The sequence below is a fragment of the Aquimarina pacifica genome, from assembly GCF_000520955.1.
Taxonomy (GTDB): Bacteria; Bacteroidota; Bacteroidia; order Flavobacteriales; family Flavobacteriaceae; genus Aquimarina; species Aquimarina pacifica.
The window spans coordinates 114,619-135,978 of sequence record NZ_JACC01000007.1; the positions used below are offsets into that span (position 1 = coordinate 114,619).

The window sequence follows — 21,360 nt, forward strand, 5'->3', positions numbered from 1 at the left end:
TAGAACAAAAACCCATACAAGAACTCATCATTTGACAAATAACAAAAAACCAGACACCTCAATCTTCCTGAAAACAACATAAAAATGAAGCGGTTACACATTGTTGAGAAATTCTATTCTTTCAAAAAATCAATATTTCTATTCAACCCCGAGAACTTTGTTCTTTTAACAGCAGATTTCTGAAAAACTTTTGAAAAGACTTCTTGAGTAATTTCCTCCCAGTCTTTTTTTGTCATCTCAAGCAATTCAGGTTTTGGATTAAAAAGTGGTTCATTATGTGATTTCGAAAAACGATTCCAAGGACACACATCCTGACATACATCACAACCAAACATCCAATTATCAAATTGTCCTCTATAGCTTGATGGTATTTCTTCTTTGAGTTCTATTGTAAAATATGAAATACACTTACTACCGTCTACTACGTATGGATCCACAATAGCCTGTGTTGGACATGCATCTATACAGGCTGTGCATGTACCGCAATGATCGGTAACTGGTGTATCATAATCTAATTCTAAATCTATTATTAACTCAGCAATAAAATAAAATGATCCAACTTTTTGAGTGATTAAGTTGCTATTTTTACCAATCCAACCCAATCCACTTTTTGCCGCCCAAGCTTTATCAAGTACAGGTGCAGAATCTACAAAAGCTCTACCACTTACCTCACCGATATGGTCTGAAATAAACTCCTGAAGCTGTTTAAGTTTCCCTTTAATAACATGATGATAATCTTGCCCATAAGCATATTTTGATATCTTTGGTGATTCGGGGTCTTTCTGGGTTTGTTCAGGGAAATAATTTAATAGTAATGATATTACGCTTTTGGAATCATCAACTAATTTAGTAGGGTCAAGTCGTTTGTCAAAATGGTTTTGCATATAAGACATTTGCCCATGCATATTATTATTCAACCATTTTTCTAATCTTGGAGCTTCTTCTTCTAGAAAGCCTGCCTTACTTATACCGCATGACAAAAAACCAAGACGCTTTGCCTCTTCCTTAATATATTGGGTATGCTTCGTTTTTTGATTCAAAAAAAAGTATTTTTCTTGGTATATACATCAAAAATAGCCATTCCTTTTGAGATACTGTTCTATTTATATTATTGATACTACCTCCTACATTTTTCACCATTAAAAAAGTCGACACCTTAAACAGGAATCGACTTTTTAATCACTTTCTAATAATCAACCAAAAAGGTTTTTAGCATATATAATTAAATCATTCTCGAACTAGTACTGATTCTACAGAATTACCATCTTTTTTAATACATTGTAGGATATACACTCCCGATTTTTGACCCTCAAAATTAAGCAACATTTGATCTACATTATTCTCCTGATTAACAACTTCTTTACCAAGAACATCTAAGACGATAATTCTATGAAAATCTTTAAGATTTTGTATCGTAAGGACATCTTTAATTGGATTTGGAAACCAAATAGGTGTTGTATTCTTTGATGAAACTTCAGAAATTACAGATTTACTACTGTTACAATTTGGTTCGATATCTGAATTAGAAAAGTAAATAGTAAACTCTTCATTCATTGATACCAAAGCAAAATTATCTCCATCCATTGTCACATAATAAGAACCATCTAAATCTGTAAAACCAGAATTCATAATTGTTATAGACGGTTCAGTTTCGCTAAAATTATGACTCATTTTAGGAATAAAATCATTCCACCAAGCTGGGACTCCGTTGTTAGTTAACATTGAGAATTGATACAACCCATTGTTTTGTAAATTCCAGTTTACTACAAAATCAATAACATTGCTTAGATCTGGCCCTCCTGTACCTAAAACATAATTTTTGTTATATGATGTATACCCTGTTGAAGGTAAACTAGTACCTAAAGGAGTTCCAAAATCACATGCCCTCTCAGATGAAATTGTAATTGTGCTAGATGTAGATGCATTATTGTTATCGAATGCCTGAACTCTGATTTGATACTCTTTTTTTTCTAAAGGGGTCCATTCTAATGAATAAGGTTCTGAGGTGTCTTCTCCAAACAAAACACCATCGATCCAAAACTTAACACTACTAATATCACCATCACTATCAGCGGCTATAACAGATAAATTTACAGATGTACCTATTGTCACGATATCGCCAGAAGCTAGTTCTGAAAACTCGACAGTTGGAGGAACATTAATTTGCCCTTGAGAAGTATATATTTTACCGGCTAGCCCTAAGATAAGTGAAGAATTAAAATCAATCGAAACCTCACCTTTCTGAAAATCTAGCACATCGTCATAAAACTGATCATTTCGATCGGGCCCACCTACCATTGCACCAACAATACCATTCGTCACTCCAGAAGTAAGATCTGGTTCATTTGCTCTATGATGTGGGTGTTGGGGAGGGTTGTTACCCCAACCTGTTATATAAGAACTACCTCTTGGATTATCTCCTAAAATATAATCGATATCCGAATTTCCTACTTGCACATAATCTGTGTAGTCAAAAAATTTAGCTGCCAAAAACCCCAATCCTGCTTCTGAGGCGACATAGCGTAATGGACCAAATTGAGACAGCCAAGAAATTCCGCCCGGTGTACTATAGTTGTCATTCAAAAACCAATCAAAATTGGCGAGCACTGCATCTTGATACTTATCAATTCCTGTCAGATCATACAATTTTGCAAATGAATATAGATAAGAATTATCCCAAACAGGAGCCCATTCGTATGTATATCCGTTTAAACCAAGCTCTCCTGGTATCTCTAACCAAGCATCAACAGGATCTAAATAGCTTTCGTCCTCTGTGGCAACAGAAAGCCATATTGCTCCCCAAATCAAATCATCATAGTAGGAGAAGCTTCTATAAAGACCATCGCCGTTGCCATTATCACTATACCCAAGGTGATCTTTTCCTAATTCGTAAATTTCGATAGCAGCTTGCAAACATTGTTCTGAATACACTAAATCTATATCCCTGTAATTCAAATACATCAATGCTAATGCCGCCGCAGTTTGGCCGCATACATCTGATGCTGGAGTAGTAGTATCAGCAACAGTTATAGGCCTGGCCCCTATTTGTGTTTCAGGAGATCCCCAAGTACTATGATCTTCTCTGCCATCACCAACATTAAAATAAAAAGTATCGATACTTGTATGTGATCTCAAAAAATAATCTGAAAAATATTTTAGTGTACTAAGTAACTTTGTAGTGGTACCTGATTGATCAAAAGATTCTCTAAATTCATAAAGTGCAAAACCCAAGGTCGCAGCACTCCATGCTTGAGGCAATCCATACTTAACATGACCACCTGCATCGTGAAATCCACCGGTTAAGTCTTGGCCAACCTCACTACCGTCATCTATATGACATGCACCACGCCAAGAGAATACATTATCTTCGGCAACATTAGGACCGCATTTATTAGCATCAAAGAAATAGATACTCTTTTCAAGAGCATCCTCATAGTCAAATTGAGCACTAATCGTATATGTACTCAGGGTCAAAAACAAAAATAGGGTTTGTTTAAAAATAGAATTTTTCATCTGTGTAAATTGGTTAAAGGTTTAAAAGTTTATTATTGATTATGAAAACATTGGCAATTTCTCATTTGATTCATTAGAGTTTAAAAAAGTGCTCCAAACAAGAAAGGAAGTACGTTTTCTAATTACTAAAATTAAGATGTTTTACCAATACAACTCACCCCTGTTTTCAGGGGTATTTACAATATATGGCTTTTTATCATTTTGGACGTAAAATTAATTAAACCTAATATATGTATTGGGATTTTCGTATCTCCCGAAAGAATAAAGGCTTCATCTATCTTCTCACAAATTTTAGAACAGCCTCAACAGGCTGTAATGTAATTAATGGCTTTACTTTAATATCCACCGAAGAGGTAGTTATTCTATAAGAGTTCACCAACTCAGAAATTACCATGATCATCTCATACATAGCAAAATTACTACCAACACACATACGTGGCCCCGCACCAAAAGGAAAATAACAAGTAGTATATTCCTTTTTATGTTCTGGATCAAATCTTGAGGGGTTAAATTTTTCAGGATCTTCCCAAAAATCTTGATGTCGATGTATTTCGAAAAAAGAAATTAAAACTGATTCGCCTTTGGATAATTTTATAGCACCAAACTCATCATTTTCTAAGGCGATGCGGTCAGAGAAATATGCAGGAGGATATAATCGCATGGTTTCTTCAAGACATTGTTTTGTGTATTGGCTTTTTTCAAATTGTTTCATTATAGATACTTCTTCAGATAAAGAATCTAAGGTTTCTGCATACACCTGTTCCTGCACTTCAGGATGTTTCGCCAATAACATCAAAGAAAAAGAAAGTGCATTGGATGTCGTTTCGTGGCCAGCAATAAACAAAATCAAAATTTCATCAATTAATTGATCATTAGTCATGGTACTGCCGTCTTCATACTTTGATGTCAATAGCATATCCAAAAGATCATCATATGCTTCTTGGGATACTCTTCGTTGTTCAATAATCGTATTTAGAATATCCCTAGCCTCATTGGTAAGTAGTAATGTTTTTCTAATTTCTCCGCTTAAATAGAACCACCACAGCTTATAGGGCTGCCTGATTTCCCGAATTAATGCTTTCTGCGCCTCCTCTGTAATGTATTGGAGCCTAGACATTGTATTCCCAGTATCTGTATAACTAAACAATGATTTAGCTACAACCTTAAAAGCTAAATCATTCATTATTGGGTAAACATCTAATGTAGTATCGCTTTCTATCTTAACCAGTTCTTCCCGGATAGTTTCTTTAATAGTTCGTGATAGGATATCTAATTTTTTCTTGTAAAAAGCTGGCTGTATTAATCTTCTTTGCTTCAGCCAATGCTCTCCGTTAGAGGTTAACAGTCCATTCCCAATATATTTTGCTAAATCTTTGGTCTGTAATGGCGATTTCCCATATTTACGATGCTGATCTTGTAGCATATGTTTTGCAAAACCTGCATCTCGAGTGAAAATAACTGATTTTCCAAACCCTAAACTAACCTTAAAGACATCTCCATATTTTTCGAAATTCTTGTGATGAAATGGTAATGGGTTAGCTAAAATTTTCTTTGCATTTTTAAGTACTTCTAAAAATGAAACTTTAGGAATATTCATATAATAACACCTTTTTCATATTTATATTATAACAATTATAAATGAGAATAAGTCAAAAAAACTACATCCGTTTATTTTTATAGATTACTATAATAGCTTTAAAAACAAAACGCGAGAAAAAGGACAGATATAATAGACGAATCTAATCAGGTTATTTTAATACTTTCAGATATTACTCAAACAATCCTCCCTGAATACTTCCTTTTATTCTTCCCAAATGTTTGTAGGCTGCCTCTGTCACTTCTCTACCTCTTGGCGTACGCATAATAAAACCTTGCTGAATCAGAAAAGGTTCATACACCTCCTCTATTGTCTCCGGGCTTTCACTTACAGCGGTTGCTATTGTAGACAATCCAACGGGTCCGCCTTTAAACTTATCAATCATTGTCAATAATATCTTATTATCCATCTCATCTAATCCATGCGCATCAACATTGAGTGCTTTTAAGGCAAACTTAGAAATTTCTATATCAATCTTTCCGTTACCTTTTATTTGAGCAAAATCACGTACTCTTCGTAATAATGCATTTGCTATTCTTGGTGTTCCCCTACTTCTTCCTGCTATTTCTATTGCCGCCTCTAATGAAATAGGAACAGTAAGGATCTCAGCACTTCTTTCTACAATAGTAGCCAGAAGTTCGGTCGTATAATATTGTAGCCTAGATTGAATACCAAAGCGTGCACGCATTGGTGCTGTTAATAATCCAGATCTAGTTGTAGCACCCACTAATGTAAAGGGATTAAGATTAATCTGTACAGTTCTGGCATTGGGTCCGCTCTCGATCATAATATCAATTTTATAATCTTCCATTGCAGAATACAAATATTCTTCGACAATGGGACTTAACCTATGGATTTCATCAATAAACAAAACATCTCTATCATCAAGATTGGTTAATAATCCCGCCAAATCCCCTGGTTTATCCAATACAGGTCCCGAAGTTACTTTAATCCCAACACCGAGTTCATTTGCAAGAATATGTGCCAAAGTAGTTTTACCCAATCCAGGAGGGCCATGAAACAACGTATGATCTAAGGCTTCATCCCTAAGATTTGCAGCTTGTACAAAAATCTTTAAATTTTCTAAAACTTGATCCTGACCCGCAAAATCCCCAAAGGTTAGTGGTCTCAATGCCTTTTCGATATCAAGATCCTCATTAGAAAAATTTTCGCTAGATGGGTTTAGGTTTTCGTTCATAAATTTTGTTCAATAAAGGAATAGAATAAAAAAGTTACTATTTTTTTATATCAATCAACAAAGATAATAGAAAAAGACAATGCCCACTACAGGTAATGTTAGATATCATCAATAATCAGACTCTCCAGAATAAAAAGGAAATTCAAAATATTGGCATTATACTTTGATTATAATATTGAATCTATAAGCAGGATAAAATATTCTCTCTCTACCTCCATTCTATAATAAAAGAAACTTAAAAAAACGAATGTTTAGTCACCCTAAAAAATCAACATAACCCTCTCTATAACAATAAAATACATTAAAATTATTTTCACTATATTACCTAAAACAAAAAAAACTTAATAAACCCAAAATCTAATTTTACTTTTTTATCAACCCCAAATCCTTTTTCTTATGCTAAAAATGAAGACTTTTTTATGCTCTAGTTTCCTATATCTAATTTTAACACTTCTACCCAATATAGCTACCGGACAAGTAGCTCCACAAATAACACAAATCCCAGAACAGTTTATTCCCAGAGATTCTAATTCTCTACTAGTACTCCCAGAACTCAGTAATCAGGCATCGATTACAGAACTTGTTCATTGGACTAAAATATTTGGTCCAGATGATGTTAGTGTTGCCCCTCTCACAGGAGAGGTTCAATGGGAAATCCCATCAAATATGGCTAGCGAAAGTTTTTATGTTGGTCTAAAAGCATCAACTCCATCCGGATACAGTACTAGTAGTTTTATTGTACATGTTGGAAAATCAGATGCTTCAGAAATTACCTATGTAGGTTCTGGCGAAACATATTCTACTATAAAACTCGGGTTGGCTGCAATGTCAGCTGGCGGAACATTGGTTGTTCGCAATGGTTTGTACGCGGGTGTCGACAATTTTATAGGAAAAACACTTCCTGGAGCCTATCAACATCCTCCTAGTGGCTCAGCGGGTGAGCTTACAACTGTGATGGCAGAAACACCTGGTGGTGTAACTCTAACTGATGATGCATATATTAGATTAAATGCTGGTAATGGCGCCTCGGTTGCATACGCCTGCTTTAAAGGATTCGTAGCTATTGATGGTCAGATAGCTGTTTTTAGCCCTTCTAATAATACCCGAAGCCATCATATTAAGTTTACCCATTGTGGTGCTACTGGCTATGACGCTACTGGACAACCTACCAACCCCAATCAACAGGCTGGGCAAATGGCGCCATTTAGGGCTCACTATAGTGATGATATTTTATTTGAAAATTGTTTCGCATATGGAGCAGGCCGATATAAGTTTGCTGCGTATCAATCCAACAATATTGTTTATCGTCGTAATGTAGCACGCCATGACAGAGGGACTCATAATGGTGAGCCCAAAGGCACCTATGCTATATATTCTACATGGCAAGCAAATGTCTCTAATAACATAGATATTGATTCTGACCAACCAGATTTCATTAGTTCTGGATATCCTGCAGGAGCCTATACGACACCAACCACTATTGGTGATTCACGTGCTACTATGGATCGAAATATTCAAATTAACAGTGTCATGGGACTTGGGAGTTGGACAAGAACCAATGGTCTTAGTGATGTGGATGTTAGTGATATTATCTCGTGGGATGTAAGGCCCGCTCCATATTATAGCAATGGCGAATCTGGCGGTTATGTAGTAACTTGGGGCTCGGCTCGTTTCGATCATGCCACCATAGGAAACATAAGACCTGATGCTTTTTGTTCCTTTTTGTTCAACAGTTATCACAATCATGTACGTGGCCTTAGAAATAGTATTGTTCATGATATTACTAATGGCGACCTGTTTTATAATTTCAAAGTAGATCCCGATTATGAAATAGTTTATGTAACTCAAGATGAACCTAACAGACCTGCTCCCAGGTATGGTGTAGATTATGTCAATATTACCGATTATGATGGTGATCTGCAAGCCACTTCTTCTATCACAAGTGATATCGGAACCTTATTCAATGAATCTCCTCTCTATTCTACCGGCAACACAAATGGAGGGTTAAGATATTTAGTGAAAATAGAGCCAGGTTCTTCTCTAGCTGATAAAAGTAGTGATGACAAAAACATGGGAGCAACTGTAATGACATTTAAAGGCAAAAGTGGTACTTTTTATGGTGAAGATGGTTTTGACGAAGAGACAAACGTACCAATGTGGCCATTCCCTATGGAGGATATAATACACGAAAAATTTGCAGAATACAGCTATACCGGACCAACCTATTCTGGAGAAGCATTAAGCCGAGTAACGGGTGCCAATGGAACAATAATTGGCGCAAGAGGTTTTGCAGCATCAAGAGAGAACTTGACGCATTACATCTGGGGCTATTTAGGCTCTTTGGTCCCTCCAATGGAGGTAACTCGATCTACATCTGGAATATTACAATGGAATCAATCAATTGATGATGGGGTGAATAGTTATAAAATTTATGAAACAGATATTACCGGTACAACCTTAACTTTGATAGACGAGGTAGATGCTTCAATTATGAATTATGACTTGTCAGAAATAACTTTTTCTGCCGATTCTTATGTTGTAGTTACGGCTGTCAAAGGTTCTGAAGAAAGTGGTTATTCATATCCTGTCTCTGTTTTAGAAAAGACCAACAACAACAATGAAGAAGAAGAGGAAGAAGAAGAGGAAGAAGAAGCAGAACAAGAGGAAGAGGAAGAGGAAGAAGCATCCGAAACTCTACTTTTAATGATCCCCAACCCTACTTCAGGATTAGTACAAATCACACAAGAAGTAGAAAAAGTAGACATATATGACTGTATCGGAAAAAAAGTTTTAGAAACTTCGAGTAATACCTTTGACACTTCATCTATGGCATCAGGTTTGTATATTGTACAAATTAAAACAGAAAACAAAACTATTATAAAACGCTTAATTAAAAACCGTATTTGATCTAGAAGACATGAAACTGTTTCATTAAGTATGTAACTTAAAACATAGGGGGTTGACTATAAAAAAGTCAACCCCTTTTTCATATCCTTAGCAAAAGTTTTTCTCTTTCTAAGACACTCAAAATCTCTAATTCAATTATCTATTTATGGCTCACTTATGAAGAAAAGTAGTGTACTAACACCATTAATGGAATTAGTATATAAAAAATAAAGCCTTTTCATAAAAATGAAAAGGCTTTATTTTTTTATTAAAACATCTTTATTATCTAGTGATGCATTTCTTCTTCTCCTTCTTGTAGAGGCACTATCTGCGAAACATAATCTTGTCCAGCAATAACATATTCTCCATCTTCATTCGTTTTACTATAATCATATGGCCATCTATGTACACTAGGAATTTCTCCTGGCCAGTTACCATGAATATGCTCTACAGGTGTAGTCCACTCTAATGTATTAGATCTCCAAGGATTTTGTACGGCTTTTTTACCATAAAATATCGAACTAATAAAATTATATAAAAACACCAACTGAGCTGCTGCAGTAATAATTGCAAAAACTGTAATTAAGACATTGGTATCTTGTAAATCATCAAAATATGGGAAATTAGAATTCGTATAATAACGTCTAGGTAATCCTGCCATTCCAATAAAATGCATCGGGAAGAAAACACCATATGCGCCAACAGCAGTTACCCAAAAATGAATATAACCTAAATTCTTATTCATCATTTTACCATACATCTTAGGGAACCAATGATACACTCCTGCAAATAAACCATACAATGCAGAAATACCCATTACCAGATGAAAATGCGCCACTACAAAATAAGTGTCATGAACATTAATATCTAATGTACTATCTCCAAGAATTATACCTGTAAGACCTCCTGTTATAAAGGTTGATACCAAACCTATAGAAAATAACATCGCAGGATTTAACTGTAAGTTTCCTTTCCATAAAGTAGTAATATAATTAAATGCTTTTACCGCAGATGGTATTGCAATTAAAAGTGTTGTAAATGTAAATACAGACCCCAAAAATGGATTCATTCCTGAAATAAACATGTGGTGTCCCCAAACTATCGTAGATAAAAATGCAATTGCAAGTATCGAGGCAACCATTGCTCTGTACCCAAAAATAGGCTTTCTCGAATTGGTAGCTATAATTTCTGAAGTAATTCCTAATGCTGGTAATAATACGATATATACTTCTGGGTGTCCTAGGAACCAAAATAAGTGTTCAAAAAGAACAGGAGACCCCCCTTGATTATGCAATACTTCACCTTGAATGTAAATATCACTAAGGAAAAATGATGTTCCAAAACTTCTATCCATTATCAAAAGTAAAGCGGCCGATAGTAATACAGGAAAAGAAACTACACCAATAATAGCCGTTACAAAAAATGCCCATATAGTAAGAGGCAATCTTGTCATCGACATCCCTTTTGTTCTAAGGTTAATAACTGTTACTACATAGTTCAAAGAACCTAATAACGATGAAGCAATAAAAATAGCCATTGATACAAGCCAAAGGGTCATACCAGTACCAGAACCTCCTATTGCTTGCGGTAACGCACTTAGAGGAGGATAAATAGTCCATCCTGCAGAAGCTGGTCCCGCCTCAGCAAACAATGAAAGCACCATTATTACACTACTTAAAAAGAAAAGCCAATACGAAATCATGTTAAGGAAACCAGATGCCATATCACGTGCCCCAATTTGTAACGGAATAAGTAAATTACTAAAAGTACCACTTAATCCAGCTGTTAATACAAAAAATACCATTATAGTACCATGTATTGTCACTAAAGCAAGATATATGCCTGGATCCATTACTCCATCCACACCAAACTTACCTAATAATACTTCAAAAGCCGTAAACTTATGATCTGGCCATGCCAATTGCATTCTAAACAATATCGACATTGCAATACCAATAATACCCATAATCAAACCAGTAATCAAATACTGCTTAGAGATCATTTTATGATCCTGACTAAAAATATATTTAGTAATAAATGTTTCTTTATGATGTCCGTGATCGTGATCTTCTGAGTGATCATCTACGTGTGCTATTGCTGACATACGGTTATTCTTTTAATAAAGTATATTAATTTTTCTTTTCTATCTCTTAGTTACTTGCCTGTGCAGATAATTGCTCTTTAAAAGTTGGCTGTGTTTTCAACCAAGCGTTGTAATCTTCTTCAGACTCAACAACCATTTTCATTTGCATATTATAATGAGAAGCTCCACAAATTTTATTACATAACAAGTAATATTCAAACTCATATTCTTCTAAAGCTTCATCTCCTGCTGCCACTAACTTTTTACTTTTTTCTTTTCTTATCTTGTTAATTGTGGCTACTTTCTCAATCATAAATTCGCTATTCTTCATCTCTTCAGATGTCATCGTTGGCGTATATGAGAATTCAGTTATCATACCTGGAACAACATTCATTTGAGCTCTAAAAAATGGCATATAAGCAGAATGCAATACATCTTGTGAACGCATTTTGAAAATAACCTTTCTATTCACAGGCAAATGTAATTCATTTGTAATTCTATCATCATTTCCGTAACTATCAGAAGCATCCAATCCTAATGTATTAACCCCTTCAATAAAACGAACATTTGCTTTTCCTAGTTCATTATCCGCACCAGCGTATCTTGCTCTCCAATCAAATTGATATGCATATAATTCAATAATTAAAGGATCCCCCTCTTCTTCATCGATATTCATGATATCTGTCCAAGTAAACAATCCATATATGATCAATCCAGCTAATACTATTACCGGAATAATTGTCCAGATAAATTCTAACTTATCGTTATCTGCAAAAAACAATGCTTTGTTACCTTTCTTACCTCTATACTTATATGCAAAAAAATGTAGTAGTCCTTGTGTCAAAAACTGTACTATAAAGATTAACACCATTGATATAAGCATCAACTTGTCATAATCAACCCCATGCTCTGAAGCAGATTCTGGAAGAAAAAAGGTATGATATTGTACGAAGCAATATATGGTTAATAAATACATAAAGATCACAAATGCAAGCATAAGCTTACCGTGTATATTGTTATCCTTGTCGTTTGCTACTTCAGAATTATCTACACCTTTTAATTGAGACAACCTCAATATTTTTGACATTTGCCACAATGTGATTCCAAAAAGGGCTATAATTACTATGGTTAAGAATACAGTCATTTTAATCTATCTTCTTTTTTACAATTCAAATTTAATAATGAAAGTGTTTACTTTCTTCAATATAAGGGTTTCCTTTAGCCAATAAAGGAGCTTTAGTAAGTGCTCTAAATACTACGAATATGAACAAACCTAAGAATAATAATACTGCGCTTATTTCGCTAATACCTATGAACCAAGATTCTCCAACTGTCGCGGGCATTACCATATTAAATACATCTATATAATGTCCGCATAGTATTATAATACCAGCCATTACTACAAACCAATTTACACGTTTGAAATCACTATTCATCAATACAAGTAATGGAAAAATAAAGTTCATTAATAACATTCCGAAGAACGGAAGTTTATAATCTTCTATTCTTGTAATGAAGTATGTAACTTCTTCTGGAATATTAGAGTACCATATAAGCATAAACTGTGAGAACCATAGGTACGTCCAGAAAATACTGATTCCAAACATAAACTTAGCCAAATCATGAATATGACTATTATTCACGAACTCTAAATATCCTTTAGACTTGAGATAAATAGTTATTAAAGCAATTGTTGTAATTCCTGAAACAAATAAACTTGCAAACACATACCACCCAAATAATGTACTAAACCAGTGTGGATCAAAACTCATAATCCAATCCCAAGACATCATTGACTCGGTATAAATAAAGAATACCAAAAACGCAGCAGAAATCTTGAAACTCTTTTTGTACCATTTATTTCCAGTTGCATCTTCATCTTGCAGTCGCGAATATTTTACAGCAAAATGTCTGTATAACAACCAACCTCCTAAAAATATAGCAGCTCTAATGATAAATCCTGTTCCGTTTAACCAACCTACTTTACCTTGGATTAGTTTATCATGAGCAACCACTTCTGGATCTGCCCAAACGAACAAATGATTTACATGAAAACCGGACAAGGCCAAAATCACAAACATTATGATACCACCAGGTACCAAATAAGCTGTAATAGCTTCCATTACCCTAAATAAAACGGGCGACCACCCTGCCTGTGCAGCAAATTGTATTGCATAGAATGCTAATACTCCTAATGCAATCATAAAAAAGAAAAATGCTGCAATATAAAGTGCTGACCAAGGTTTATTCTGTAATTGATGTAAAACATGCTCATAATGTGCGTCGCCTCCATGAGCATCATCACCATGTTCGCTTGCATGAGATTCTACATGATCCCCAGCATGTGCTTTTGATTCACCATGACCACCACCGTGAGCATCGTGGGCTGCCATCATTTCTTTTACCTCTTCTATGGATCCGGGTCTTTGAGAAAATCCTATAACAAGACCTACAAGCCCCACAACCATAAGGATGATAGAAAATAATCTTAGTCTATTTGATAGCGTATACATATCTTTATAATATCGTTATTCTTACGTTTTTATTAATGCACTTATTAGTGTGCGTTACTATGATCATCGGTAGACTCATGATGATCTTCTTCTTTTTCTATTTTGGGAGCTACATCAGTAGGCTCTACAACAGCAATATCAGAATCTATCCTAGGAGTTTTTCCTTCTAAATCCGCTTTTAACTTTTGAACATATTGTACAATCAGCCAACGTTCGTGTTCCGAAGTTTGTGATGCATATGACCCCATCGAATTAATTCCGTAATACATTACATGATAAATACTACCCTCTGTAATAGCTCTACCTGCATCATCATAACTAGGTACTCCAAGAATTTTTTCTCGTTTCACCAAAGTTCCTTTCCCATCGCCTTTTTCTCCATGACATATTGCACAATAAATGTTGTACAACTCTTTTCCCGACTCTTCATTTTCTTTAGTATATCGAATCTTATTTCTAAGAGAATCTTTTGCAAACTGATATCCTAAATTCGAATTTTCTATATCATAAGGCATCCAACCTCTTGGTATTGTTCCCTCTACAGGAGTCATAGCCTCTTGCCCACCCGGGAAAACACCATACTCACCATACGTCTCATAACTTAAAGGTTCGTACATATTAGGCATATACTGATAGTTCGGCTTTGAATCATTTTGACAAGAAACAATGCACATTATCATTACGATTGCTACGAATATTTTTATAGTGTTCTTCATTATTACTAATGGTTATCTTCTTCCTTATCAATTACTTTTATTTCTACTGCTCCTGTATCACCTAAGAAACTAGCCAATGCATCTACATCATGATTTCCTGCTGATACTTCCATCAAAAAATGATCATCTGTAGTTCTTACATCTGGATTTTCAGCTTCTTTAAATGGCCATAATTTACTTCTCATATAAAAAGTTATTACCATTAAATGCGCTGCAAAAAAAACAGTTAGCTCAAACATAATAGGTACAAAAGCAGGCATGTTTTCGATATAACTAAAACTTGGCTTTCCTCCTATATTCTGAGGCCAATCTTCAATCATAATAAAATTCATCATTAAAACAGCCACTGTAAGACCCACACATCCATACATAAAAGAAGCTATTGCCAACCTAGTATGAGGGAGTCCCATTGCTTTATCTAGCCCATGGACCGGAAAAGGAGTATAAACCTCTTCTATATGATAATGTTCTGCTCGAACTTTCTTGACAGCATCCATCAGGATATCATCGTCAATATATAATGCATGTATAACTTTTGATGCCATACTATTTGTTATTTTTAAGTTGTTCTGCCTGACCAGCCCAATCATCTCGTTGTGCTCTACCAGGAAAAGATCCAGTGATACTATCTAATAAGTCGTACTCTGTTTTGGTCATTTTGCTTACCTGATCGAATGTAAATATTCCGATCTCATTAAGTTTATTTTCCATTACAGGTCCAATTCCATTAACTTTCTTAAGATCATCTGCCACTTGTGATGTAGGATCAAATGTTCCTAAATTACCCAACAAGTTGCTGATATCTTCTTGACTTGTTTCAGTCTTTGCTGCATCTACTGTCTCTTCAACTGAAGTATCTTTTACAATAGTTGCCTGTGTTTTTGGCAACTCATCTCTATGATCGATACCTGCTTCACGCAATTTTTTATATTTCTCTCCAGAAGACTTTAGGATTGTTTTTACTTCCGCTTGTGCAATTACTGGAAAAGTACGAGCATACAACAAAAATAGTACAAAGAAGAAACCAATTGTTCCTATAAATATTCCGATATCCACAAATGTGGGAGAGAACATTGTCCATGATGATGGTAAATAATCTCTATGCAACGAAGTAACAATAATTACAAATCGTTCGAACCACATCCCTATATTTACTACTATAGAAATGAAGAATGAAAACATAATACTTCTTCTCAATTTTGGGAACCACATAAACTGAGGGGAGAATACATTACATGTCATCATCGCCCAATATGCCCACCAATATGGCCCAGTGGCTCTATTTAAAAATGCATACTGTTCGTATTCAACACCAGAGTACCATGCAACAAATAACTCAGTAATATAGGCAACCCCTACTATAGAACCAGTAATCATGATTACTATATTCATTAACTCTATATGCTGAACTGTTATATAATTTTCTAAATTCGACACCTTCCTCATAATTATCAGAAGTGTATTTACCATGGCAAATCCTGAGAAAATAGCCCCTGCCACAAAATATGGAGGAAATATTGTTGTATGCCATCCAGGGATCACAGATGTAGCGAAATCAAAAGATACAATGGTATGTACAGAAAGTACAAGAGGAGTTGCTAAACCAGCAAGTACTAAAGAAACTTCTTCAAAACGTTGCCAATCTTTTGCTCTACCACTCCAACCAAAAGAAAGTAAGCTATATATTTTTTTATTAAAAGGTGTTATTGCTCTATCTCTTATCATTGCAAAATCAGGAAGTAAACCTGTCCACCAGAAAACCAATGAAACCGATAAGTACGTTGAAATTGCAAATACATCCCAAAGTAAAGGTGAATTAAAGTTTACCCACAACGATCCGAATTGATTTGGAATAGGCAATACCCAATATGCCAACCATGGTCGTCCCATGTGTATAATCGGGAACAAACCTGCCTGAATAACAGAGAAAATAGTCATCGCTTCTGCAGACCTGTTAATCGCCATTCTCCATTTTTGACGGAATAGTAGTAATACGGCAGAAATAAGTGTCCCTGCATGACCTATACCTACCCACCAAACAAAGTTGGTGATATCCCAGGCCCATCCTACTGTTTTATTTAATCCCCAGGTTCCTATACCTGTAGAAACTGTATATATAATACAACCTATTCCCCAAGAGAAAGCAATAAGTGCTATGGTAAATACAATCCACCAAGATTTATTTGCTTTACCTTCAACTGGTGCAGCAACATCGATGGTTACATCATGATATGTTTTATCACCAGTTACTAAAGGTTTTCTTATAGGTGCTTCGTAATGAGACATAATCCTTTATAATTGAATTGATTCTTTATTTAGTTAATTAAGCTTCTGTAGTATTTCTTACTTTTGTATGATAAATCACATTAGGTTTTGTCCCAACATGTTCGAGTAAGTGATACATACGATTATCTTCTTTAAGCTTTGCTATTTCGCTGTCCTTGTCATTAATATCTCCAAATGCCATAGCCCCTGAAGAACATGCCGCTGAACATGCCGTTTTAAACTCTCCATCTTTAATTACCCTACCGTCACGTTTTGCATCAAGGATTGTTTTTTGTGTCATTTGTATACACATAGAACATTTTTCCATAACCCCTCTAGAACGTACTGTAACATCAGGATTTAGTACCATTCTTCCTAGGTCATTATTCATATGATAATCAAACTCATCATTATCATTATACAAGAACCAGTTAAATCTACGTACTTTATAAGGACAGTTATTTGCACAATATCTTGTTCCTACACAACGATTGTATGCCATATGATTTTGCCCTTGTCTACCATGAGATGTTGCCGCAACAGGACACACTGTCTCACAAGGAGCATGATTACAATGCTGACACATAACAGGCTGAAATACTACCTGTGGATTATCAGACGCATTCTCCATCTCTCCAAACTCAGACAAAGAACTTCCTAGACCGGCTATATTATTTTTCTTGGTATCATCTCCTTCAAAAGTATCCTCAGAAGAATAGTATCTATCAATACGCAACCAATGCATATCTCTTGATCTTCGTATTTCTGATTTACCTACTACAGGAACATTATTCTCTGCATGACAAGCGATAACACATGCACCACAACCTGTACATGCATTCAAATCTATGGAAAGATTGAAGTGATGTCCGATCGAACGATCAAACTCATCCCAGAGATCTACCTCTGGTGAAGTAACTTCATATTCAATATGATTCTTACTCACTTCAGGAATTGAATTCCATACGTGCTTATCCTTTGTATTAAATATCTCTAATGTTGTCTCTTTTACTATATCGCCGCGCCCCATCAACGTATTATGCAATTGCACACATGCAAACTCATGCGTTCCTTCTACAAGAGATACAGAAACTTCTTGAGTTGAATTAAAATTCTGATATAATGGGTATGCATTTACACCAACATTCATATCTTCTTTTAACCCTTTTGACTTACCATATCCTAGAGCCAACCCAACAGAACCTTCGGCTTGACCTGGCTGAATTAACACAGGAGCGACAACCTCTACTCCATTAAGTACAACTTTAGCATAACTCCCATTGAGAGCACCATTGGCAACATTTTCGTTCATCATCCCCAGTTTATCTGCATCGGATTTTGAAACTGTCAAATAATTATCCCAAGAGGTTCTTGTGATAGGATCTGGCATTTCTTGCAACCAAGGATTGTTGGCCTGCTGACCATCACCTAAAGCTGTTTTTGTATATAATGTAAGCTCTAAGCCATTTGATTTTGCAACAGAAAGTCTTCTTGCCGCAGCACCTACATTGGGTCCTGTTGCTATAGGAGAATTTTCTACTTCTCCTTCTTGCACTTGAAGTGCATCAACTAATTCTTGCTTTGGAAGTACTGGCTTAACTAATACACCATCTTGCAACGTCTGATTCCAAGAACTACCTCCAAGAATACCTGTCCAGGTACTTTTTATATATTGATGGTAGGTCGAATCATTATCAACCCACTTTAGTAATGTATCCTGAAATTGTCTTGTTTTAAACAATGGACGAATCGTTGGTTGCATCAAGCTATAACTTCCTTTCTTCAACTCTACATCTCCCCATGACTCAAGATAATGAGGTGTTGTAGCAACGTATCCACATAACTCAGCGGTTGCATCATTATGCATACTAAAGGCAACAGAAACATCTACTTTCTCTAGACCACTTTTGAATTCATTTGCATTTGGCAATGTATATACAGGATTTACACCTGCAATTAAAAGACCACCAATACGTCCTGCATTCATATCTTTAACCAATTGAGCAACGGCTTTTGCATTACCTTTACGAATAGTACGAGGTGTACTTTCATTAAACGCCTTACTCTGAATTGCCTTATTAATCTCTAAAACAACTAATTGAGCATCTACATCAGGAATACCAGATACCACAACGGCATTACGCCCTGCCTTCTTAATATGTGCAGCAGCCTTAACAACCTCTGCATCCAAACCAGAATCCAACGCTCCTTTAGAACCCGATCCTGTTATGTATTTATACAAAGCAGCCAATACCTGTTTCTGTTGTGACGGAGTTGCTTTGATTCTCTTATCAGCATTAGCACCTGTTAGTGACATATTTGCTTCAATATGGATATGTTTAGACATTTTTCCATTCTTCGGAATACGTCCCTTTGCATAACCACTATCATAACCTCCACCTTGCCAGTCTCCTAGAAAATCTGCATCAATACTGATAATTGTACTTGCTTTTGAAAAATCGTAATCAGCAAGTGCTCTTTCTCCATACATCAATTTATAAGCATCTAAAGCTTCACTGTTTGAAACAGCATCATAAACAACATGCTTTACATTTTGATATTTTGCTTTAAACTCCTCAATTAACCTAGACGTAGAAGGACTAGCATATGTTTGAGTCAACACTACTATCTGTTTACCTCCTAAATTAGCTAATTTTGACTTTACTTCTTTATCTAATACCTCCCAATCAATATCTTCAGTTCCTTTCTTTGGTCCCTGAAGACGAGAATTATCATATAAAGATAGTACGGAAGCATGAACTCTTGCATTGGCATCACCATTTGATGTTGCCAAATTATTATTTTCTACCTTAATCGGCCTACCTTCTCTTGTTTTAATTAAAACACTAGCAAAATCATATCCATCTGCTATAGTTGTAGCGTAATAATTAGCAACACCAGGAACAATTCTCTCTGGCTGCACTACATAAGGGATTGATTTCTTAACAGGTCCCTCACACGCGGCCAATGATGCGGCAGCTGTGCTAAAACCTACATACTTAAGAAAGTCACGACGCGAAGTCGAAGAATTTTCTAAAGATGATTTATCACCTAAAAACTCATCCGTTGGTATTTCTTGAACGAATTCGTTTTGTTGTAGCGTCTCAACAATAGAGCTATTTTCATTTAGCTCTTCAACACTTTTCCAGTATTTCTTGTTTGATGACATATATAATTGATATTAGCTTCTTACTATTTTTCCTAATTCTAGGACAATGATTTATTTATTACCTTAATAATGACACTTACCACATTCTAGACCACCCATTTGAGCAGCTGTTAATTGATCTACGCCATATTTCTTAGAAAGTTCTTCATGAATTTTCTCATAGTACTCATTATCCGCAACTTTTACGTTTGTCTCTCTATGACAGTTAATACACCAACCCATTGTCAATGGTGCATGCTGATACATAATTTCCATTTCTTCAACAGGGCCATGACAAGTTTGACACTCAACTCCCGCCACACTTACGTGTTGTGAATGATTAAAATAAGCAAAGTCTGGAAGATTATGAATACGAACCCACTTTACCGGTTCAGTTTCTCCTGTGTAAGATTGAGAATCAGCATCCCAACCTACTGCTTTATATAATTTTTGTATTTCGCCGTCATAAAACTCTTTAGAGTAGTCTGCCGTTGCCGTAGCGTCTGCAACCTCACTAATTGACTTATGACAATTCATACACACATTTAATGAAGGTATCCCCGAATGCTTAGATACTCTAGCCGAAGAGTGACAATATTTACACTCTATCTGATTATCTCCCGCATGTATTTTATGAGAATAATGTATGGGTTGAATTGGCGCATATCCCTGATCTACACCAACCTGCATAAAATAACCATATACAAAGTACGCACTAGCCAACAACAACAAAATCGCGGTCACAAGTACCAAAAATTGATTCTGAATAAATGCCTTCCAGATAGGAAGTCTATCTGAATCAGGCAATGTTACATTATTAGCTTCTGCAAAACTTCTTAGTGTTTTGTTCACTAAAAACAATACAACTAACAACATTAAGAACACTAAAACAAGTATCCCTAGAACAATATCCAAAGACACTCCTGAATCACTATCTGTTCCTACAGGCACTACACCAACCGGAGTAACAGGCGCCGCTTTGGGCTCCATTACATAAGCCAATATATTATCTATATCAGAATTAGTTAATTGAGGAAATGCATTCATGGCAGTCTTATTATACTCCTCATAAATTGCAATTGCTTTTGAATCGCCTGAAGCAATCATTGCCGCACTATTCTTAACCCAAGAATAGATCCATTCTCTGTCGTACTTATCAGCTACTCCAAATAAAGCAGGACCTGTCATCTTTTTATATCGCTTGTGACATGCAGCACAAAGAGACTTAAATAAAGCTTCCCCTTTTACCGCATCCCCTCCAGATGAAGCTTCAGCAACCACGGCAGTATTATCCACAGCGGTTTCTTCCTGTGCAAAAACAGGGCTAAAAAAAGTAAATAAAAAAACAGTTCCTAGAATTAGGAGTTTTGAGGCTGAATTTCGGTGTTTCACCTGTTTCATATTATCAAGTAGAATTATCGTCTTAATTTTGGTATGGTTT

At 35.6% G+C, this 21,360-nt stretch carries 13 protein-coding genes; 1 reads left to right on the plus strand and 12 read right to left on the minus strand.

Translation table 11 applies throughout. The features are described from left to right. Window positions 1–113: 113 nt before the first annotated feature. From queG to ruvB, 4 genes are all read right to left on the minus strand, one after another. Entirely contained in the window at window positions 114–1,040 is a 927-nt protein-coding gene (queG, locus tag DZ60_RS0105060; protein ID WP_025741006.1) for a tRNA epoxyqueuosine(34) reductase QueG, read from the minus strand. A gap of 187 nt (window positions 1,041–1,227) precedes the next feature. Continuing rightward, a complete protein-coding gene (locus tag DZ60_RS24035; protein ID WP_025741007.1) occupies window positions 1,228–3,513 on the minus strand; it encodes a glycoside hydrolase family 9 protein in 2,286 nt (761 codons plus the stop codon). 274 nt (window positions 3,514–3,787) lie between these two features. Further along, window positions 3,788–5,110, minus strand: coding sequence for a cytochrome P450 (locus DZ60_RS0105075; RefSeq protein WP_025741008.1), 1,323 nt, complete (start codon window positions 5,108–5,110; stop codon window positions 3,788–3,790). A gap of 172 nt (window positions 5,111–5,282) precedes the next feature. Next, window positions 5,283–6,308 carry a Holliday junction branch migration DNA helicase RuvB gene (ruvB, locus tag DZ60_RS0105080; protein ID WP_025741009.1) on the minus strand — a complete coding sequence of 342 codons (1,026 nt, stop codon included), beginning with the start codon at window positions 6,306–6,308 and terminating at the stop codon, window positions 5,283–5,285. Window positions 6,309–6,704: 396 nt separating this feature from the next. On the opposite strand from ruvB, the gene DZ60_RS0105085 reads away from it, so the two are divergent. Continuing rightward, window positions 6,705–9,215, plus strand: a complete 2,511-nt coding sequence (locus tag DZ60_RS0105085; RefSeq protein ID WP_081740399.1) for a T9SS type A sorting domain-containing protein — start codon at window positions 6,705–6,707, stop codon at window positions 9,213–9,215. A 265-nt stretch (window positions 9,216–9,480) separates the two neighbouring features. Here the strand turns inward: DZ60_RS0105085 and DZ60_RS0105090 are convergent, their stop codons facing one another. From DZ60_RS0105090 to DZ60_RS0105125, 8 genes are all read right to left on the minus strand, one after another. Then, window positions 9,481–11,298, minus strand: a complete 1,818-nt coding sequence (locus DZ60_RS0105090) for a cytochrome c oxidase subunit I (protein ID WP_025741011.1) — start codon at window positions 11,296–11,298, stop codon at window positions 9,481–9,483. Between the two features lie 46 nt (window positions 11,299–11,344). Beyond that, complete coding sequence (locus tag DZ60_RS0105095) at window positions 11,345–12,421, minus strand: cytochrome c oxidase subunit II (protein ID WP_025741012.1); 1,077 nt, start codon at window positions 12,419–12,421, stop codon at window positions 11,345–11,347. Between the two features lie 31 nt (window positions 12,422–12,452). After that, a complete protein-coding gene (locus DZ60_RS0105100; protein WP_025741013.1) occupies window positions 12,453–13,790 on the minus strand; it encodes a hypothetical protein in 1,338 nt (445 codons plus the stop codon). A 44-nt stretch (window positions 13,791–13,834) separates the two neighbouring features. Beyond that, window positions 13,835–14,506: a c-type cytochrome gene (locus DZ60_RS0105105; RefSeq protein WP_025741014.1), complete on the minus strand. Its 672-nt coding sequence runs from the start codon at window positions 14,504–14,506 to the stop codon at window positions 13,835–13,837. Between the two features lie 5 nt (window positions 14,507–14,511). Continuing rightward, complete coding sequence (locus tag DZ60_RS0105110; protein WP_025741015.1) at window positions 14,512–15,051, minus strand: DUF3341 domain-containing protein; 540 nt, start codon at window positions 15,049–15,051, stop codon at window positions 14,512–14,514. 1 nt (window position 15,052) lies between these two features. Continuing rightward, window positions 15,053–16,795, minus strand: a complete 1,743-nt coding sequence (nrfD, locus tag DZ60_RS22530; RefSeq protein WP_025741016.1) for an NrfD/PsrC family molybdoenzyme membrane anchor subunit — start codon at window positions 16,793–16,795, stop codon at window positions 15,053–15,055. Window positions 16,796–16,829: 34 nt separating this feature from the next. Continuing rightward, complete coding sequence (locus DZ60_RS0105120) at window positions 16,830–19,940, minus strand: TAT-variant-translocated molybdopterin oxidoreductase (RefSeq protein ID WP_025741017.1); 3,111 nt, start codon at window positions 19,938–19,940, stop codon at window positions 16,830–16,832. Window positions 19,941–20,003: 63 nt separating this feature from the next. Further along, a complete protein-coding gene (locus tag DZ60_RS0105125; protein WP_025741018.1) occupies window positions 20,004–21,320 on the minus strand; it encodes a c-type cytochrome in 1,317 nt (438 codons plus the stop codon). Window positions 21,321–21,360 lie beyond the last annotated feature (40 nt).

Coding starts and splice junctions, on each gene's coding strand:
- DZ60_RS0105095 (WP_025741012.1), bottom strand. CDS start 12,421: ATGACTGTATTCTTAACCATAGTAATTATAGCCCTTTTTGGAATCACA.
- DZ60_RS0105105 (WP_025741014.1), bottom strand. CDS start 14,506: ATGAAGAACACTATAAAAATATTCGTAGCAATCGTAATGATAATGTGC.
- ruvB (WP_025741009.1), bottom strand. CDS start 6,308: ATGAACGAAAACCTAAACCCATCTAGCGAAAATTTTTCTAATGAGGAT.
- DZ60_RS0105090 (WP_025741011.1), bottom strand. CDS start 11,298: ATGTCAGCAATAGCACACGTAGATGATCACTCAGAAGATCACGATCAC.
- DZ60_RS0105120 (WP_025741017.1), bottom strand. CDS start 19,940: ATGTCATCAAACAAGAAATACTGGAAAAGTGTTGAAGAGCTAAATGAA.
- DZ60_RS0105110 (WP_025741015.1), bottom strand. CDS start 15,051: ATGGCATCAAAAGTTATACATGCATTATATATTGACGATGATATCCTG.
- DZ60_RS24035 (WP_025741007.1), bottom strand. CDS start 3,513: ATGAAAAATTCTATTTTTAAACAAACCCTATTTTTGTTTTTGACCCTG.
- DZ60_RS0105075 (WP_025741008.1), bottom strand. CDS start 5,110: ATGAATATTCCTAAAGTTTCATTTTTAGAAGTACTTAAAAATGCAAAG.
- DZ60_RS0105085 (WP_081740399.1), top strand. CDS start 6,705: ATGCTAAAAATGAAGACTTTTTTATGCTCTAGTTTCCTATATCTAATT.
- DZ60_RS0105125 (WP_025741018.1), bottom strand. CDS start 21,320: ATGAAACAGGTGAAACACCGAAATTCAGCCTCAAAACTCCTAATTCTA.
- DZ60_RS0105100 (WP_025741013.1), bottom strand. CDS start 13,790: ATGTATACGCTATCAAATAGACTAAGATTATTTTCTATCATCCTTATG.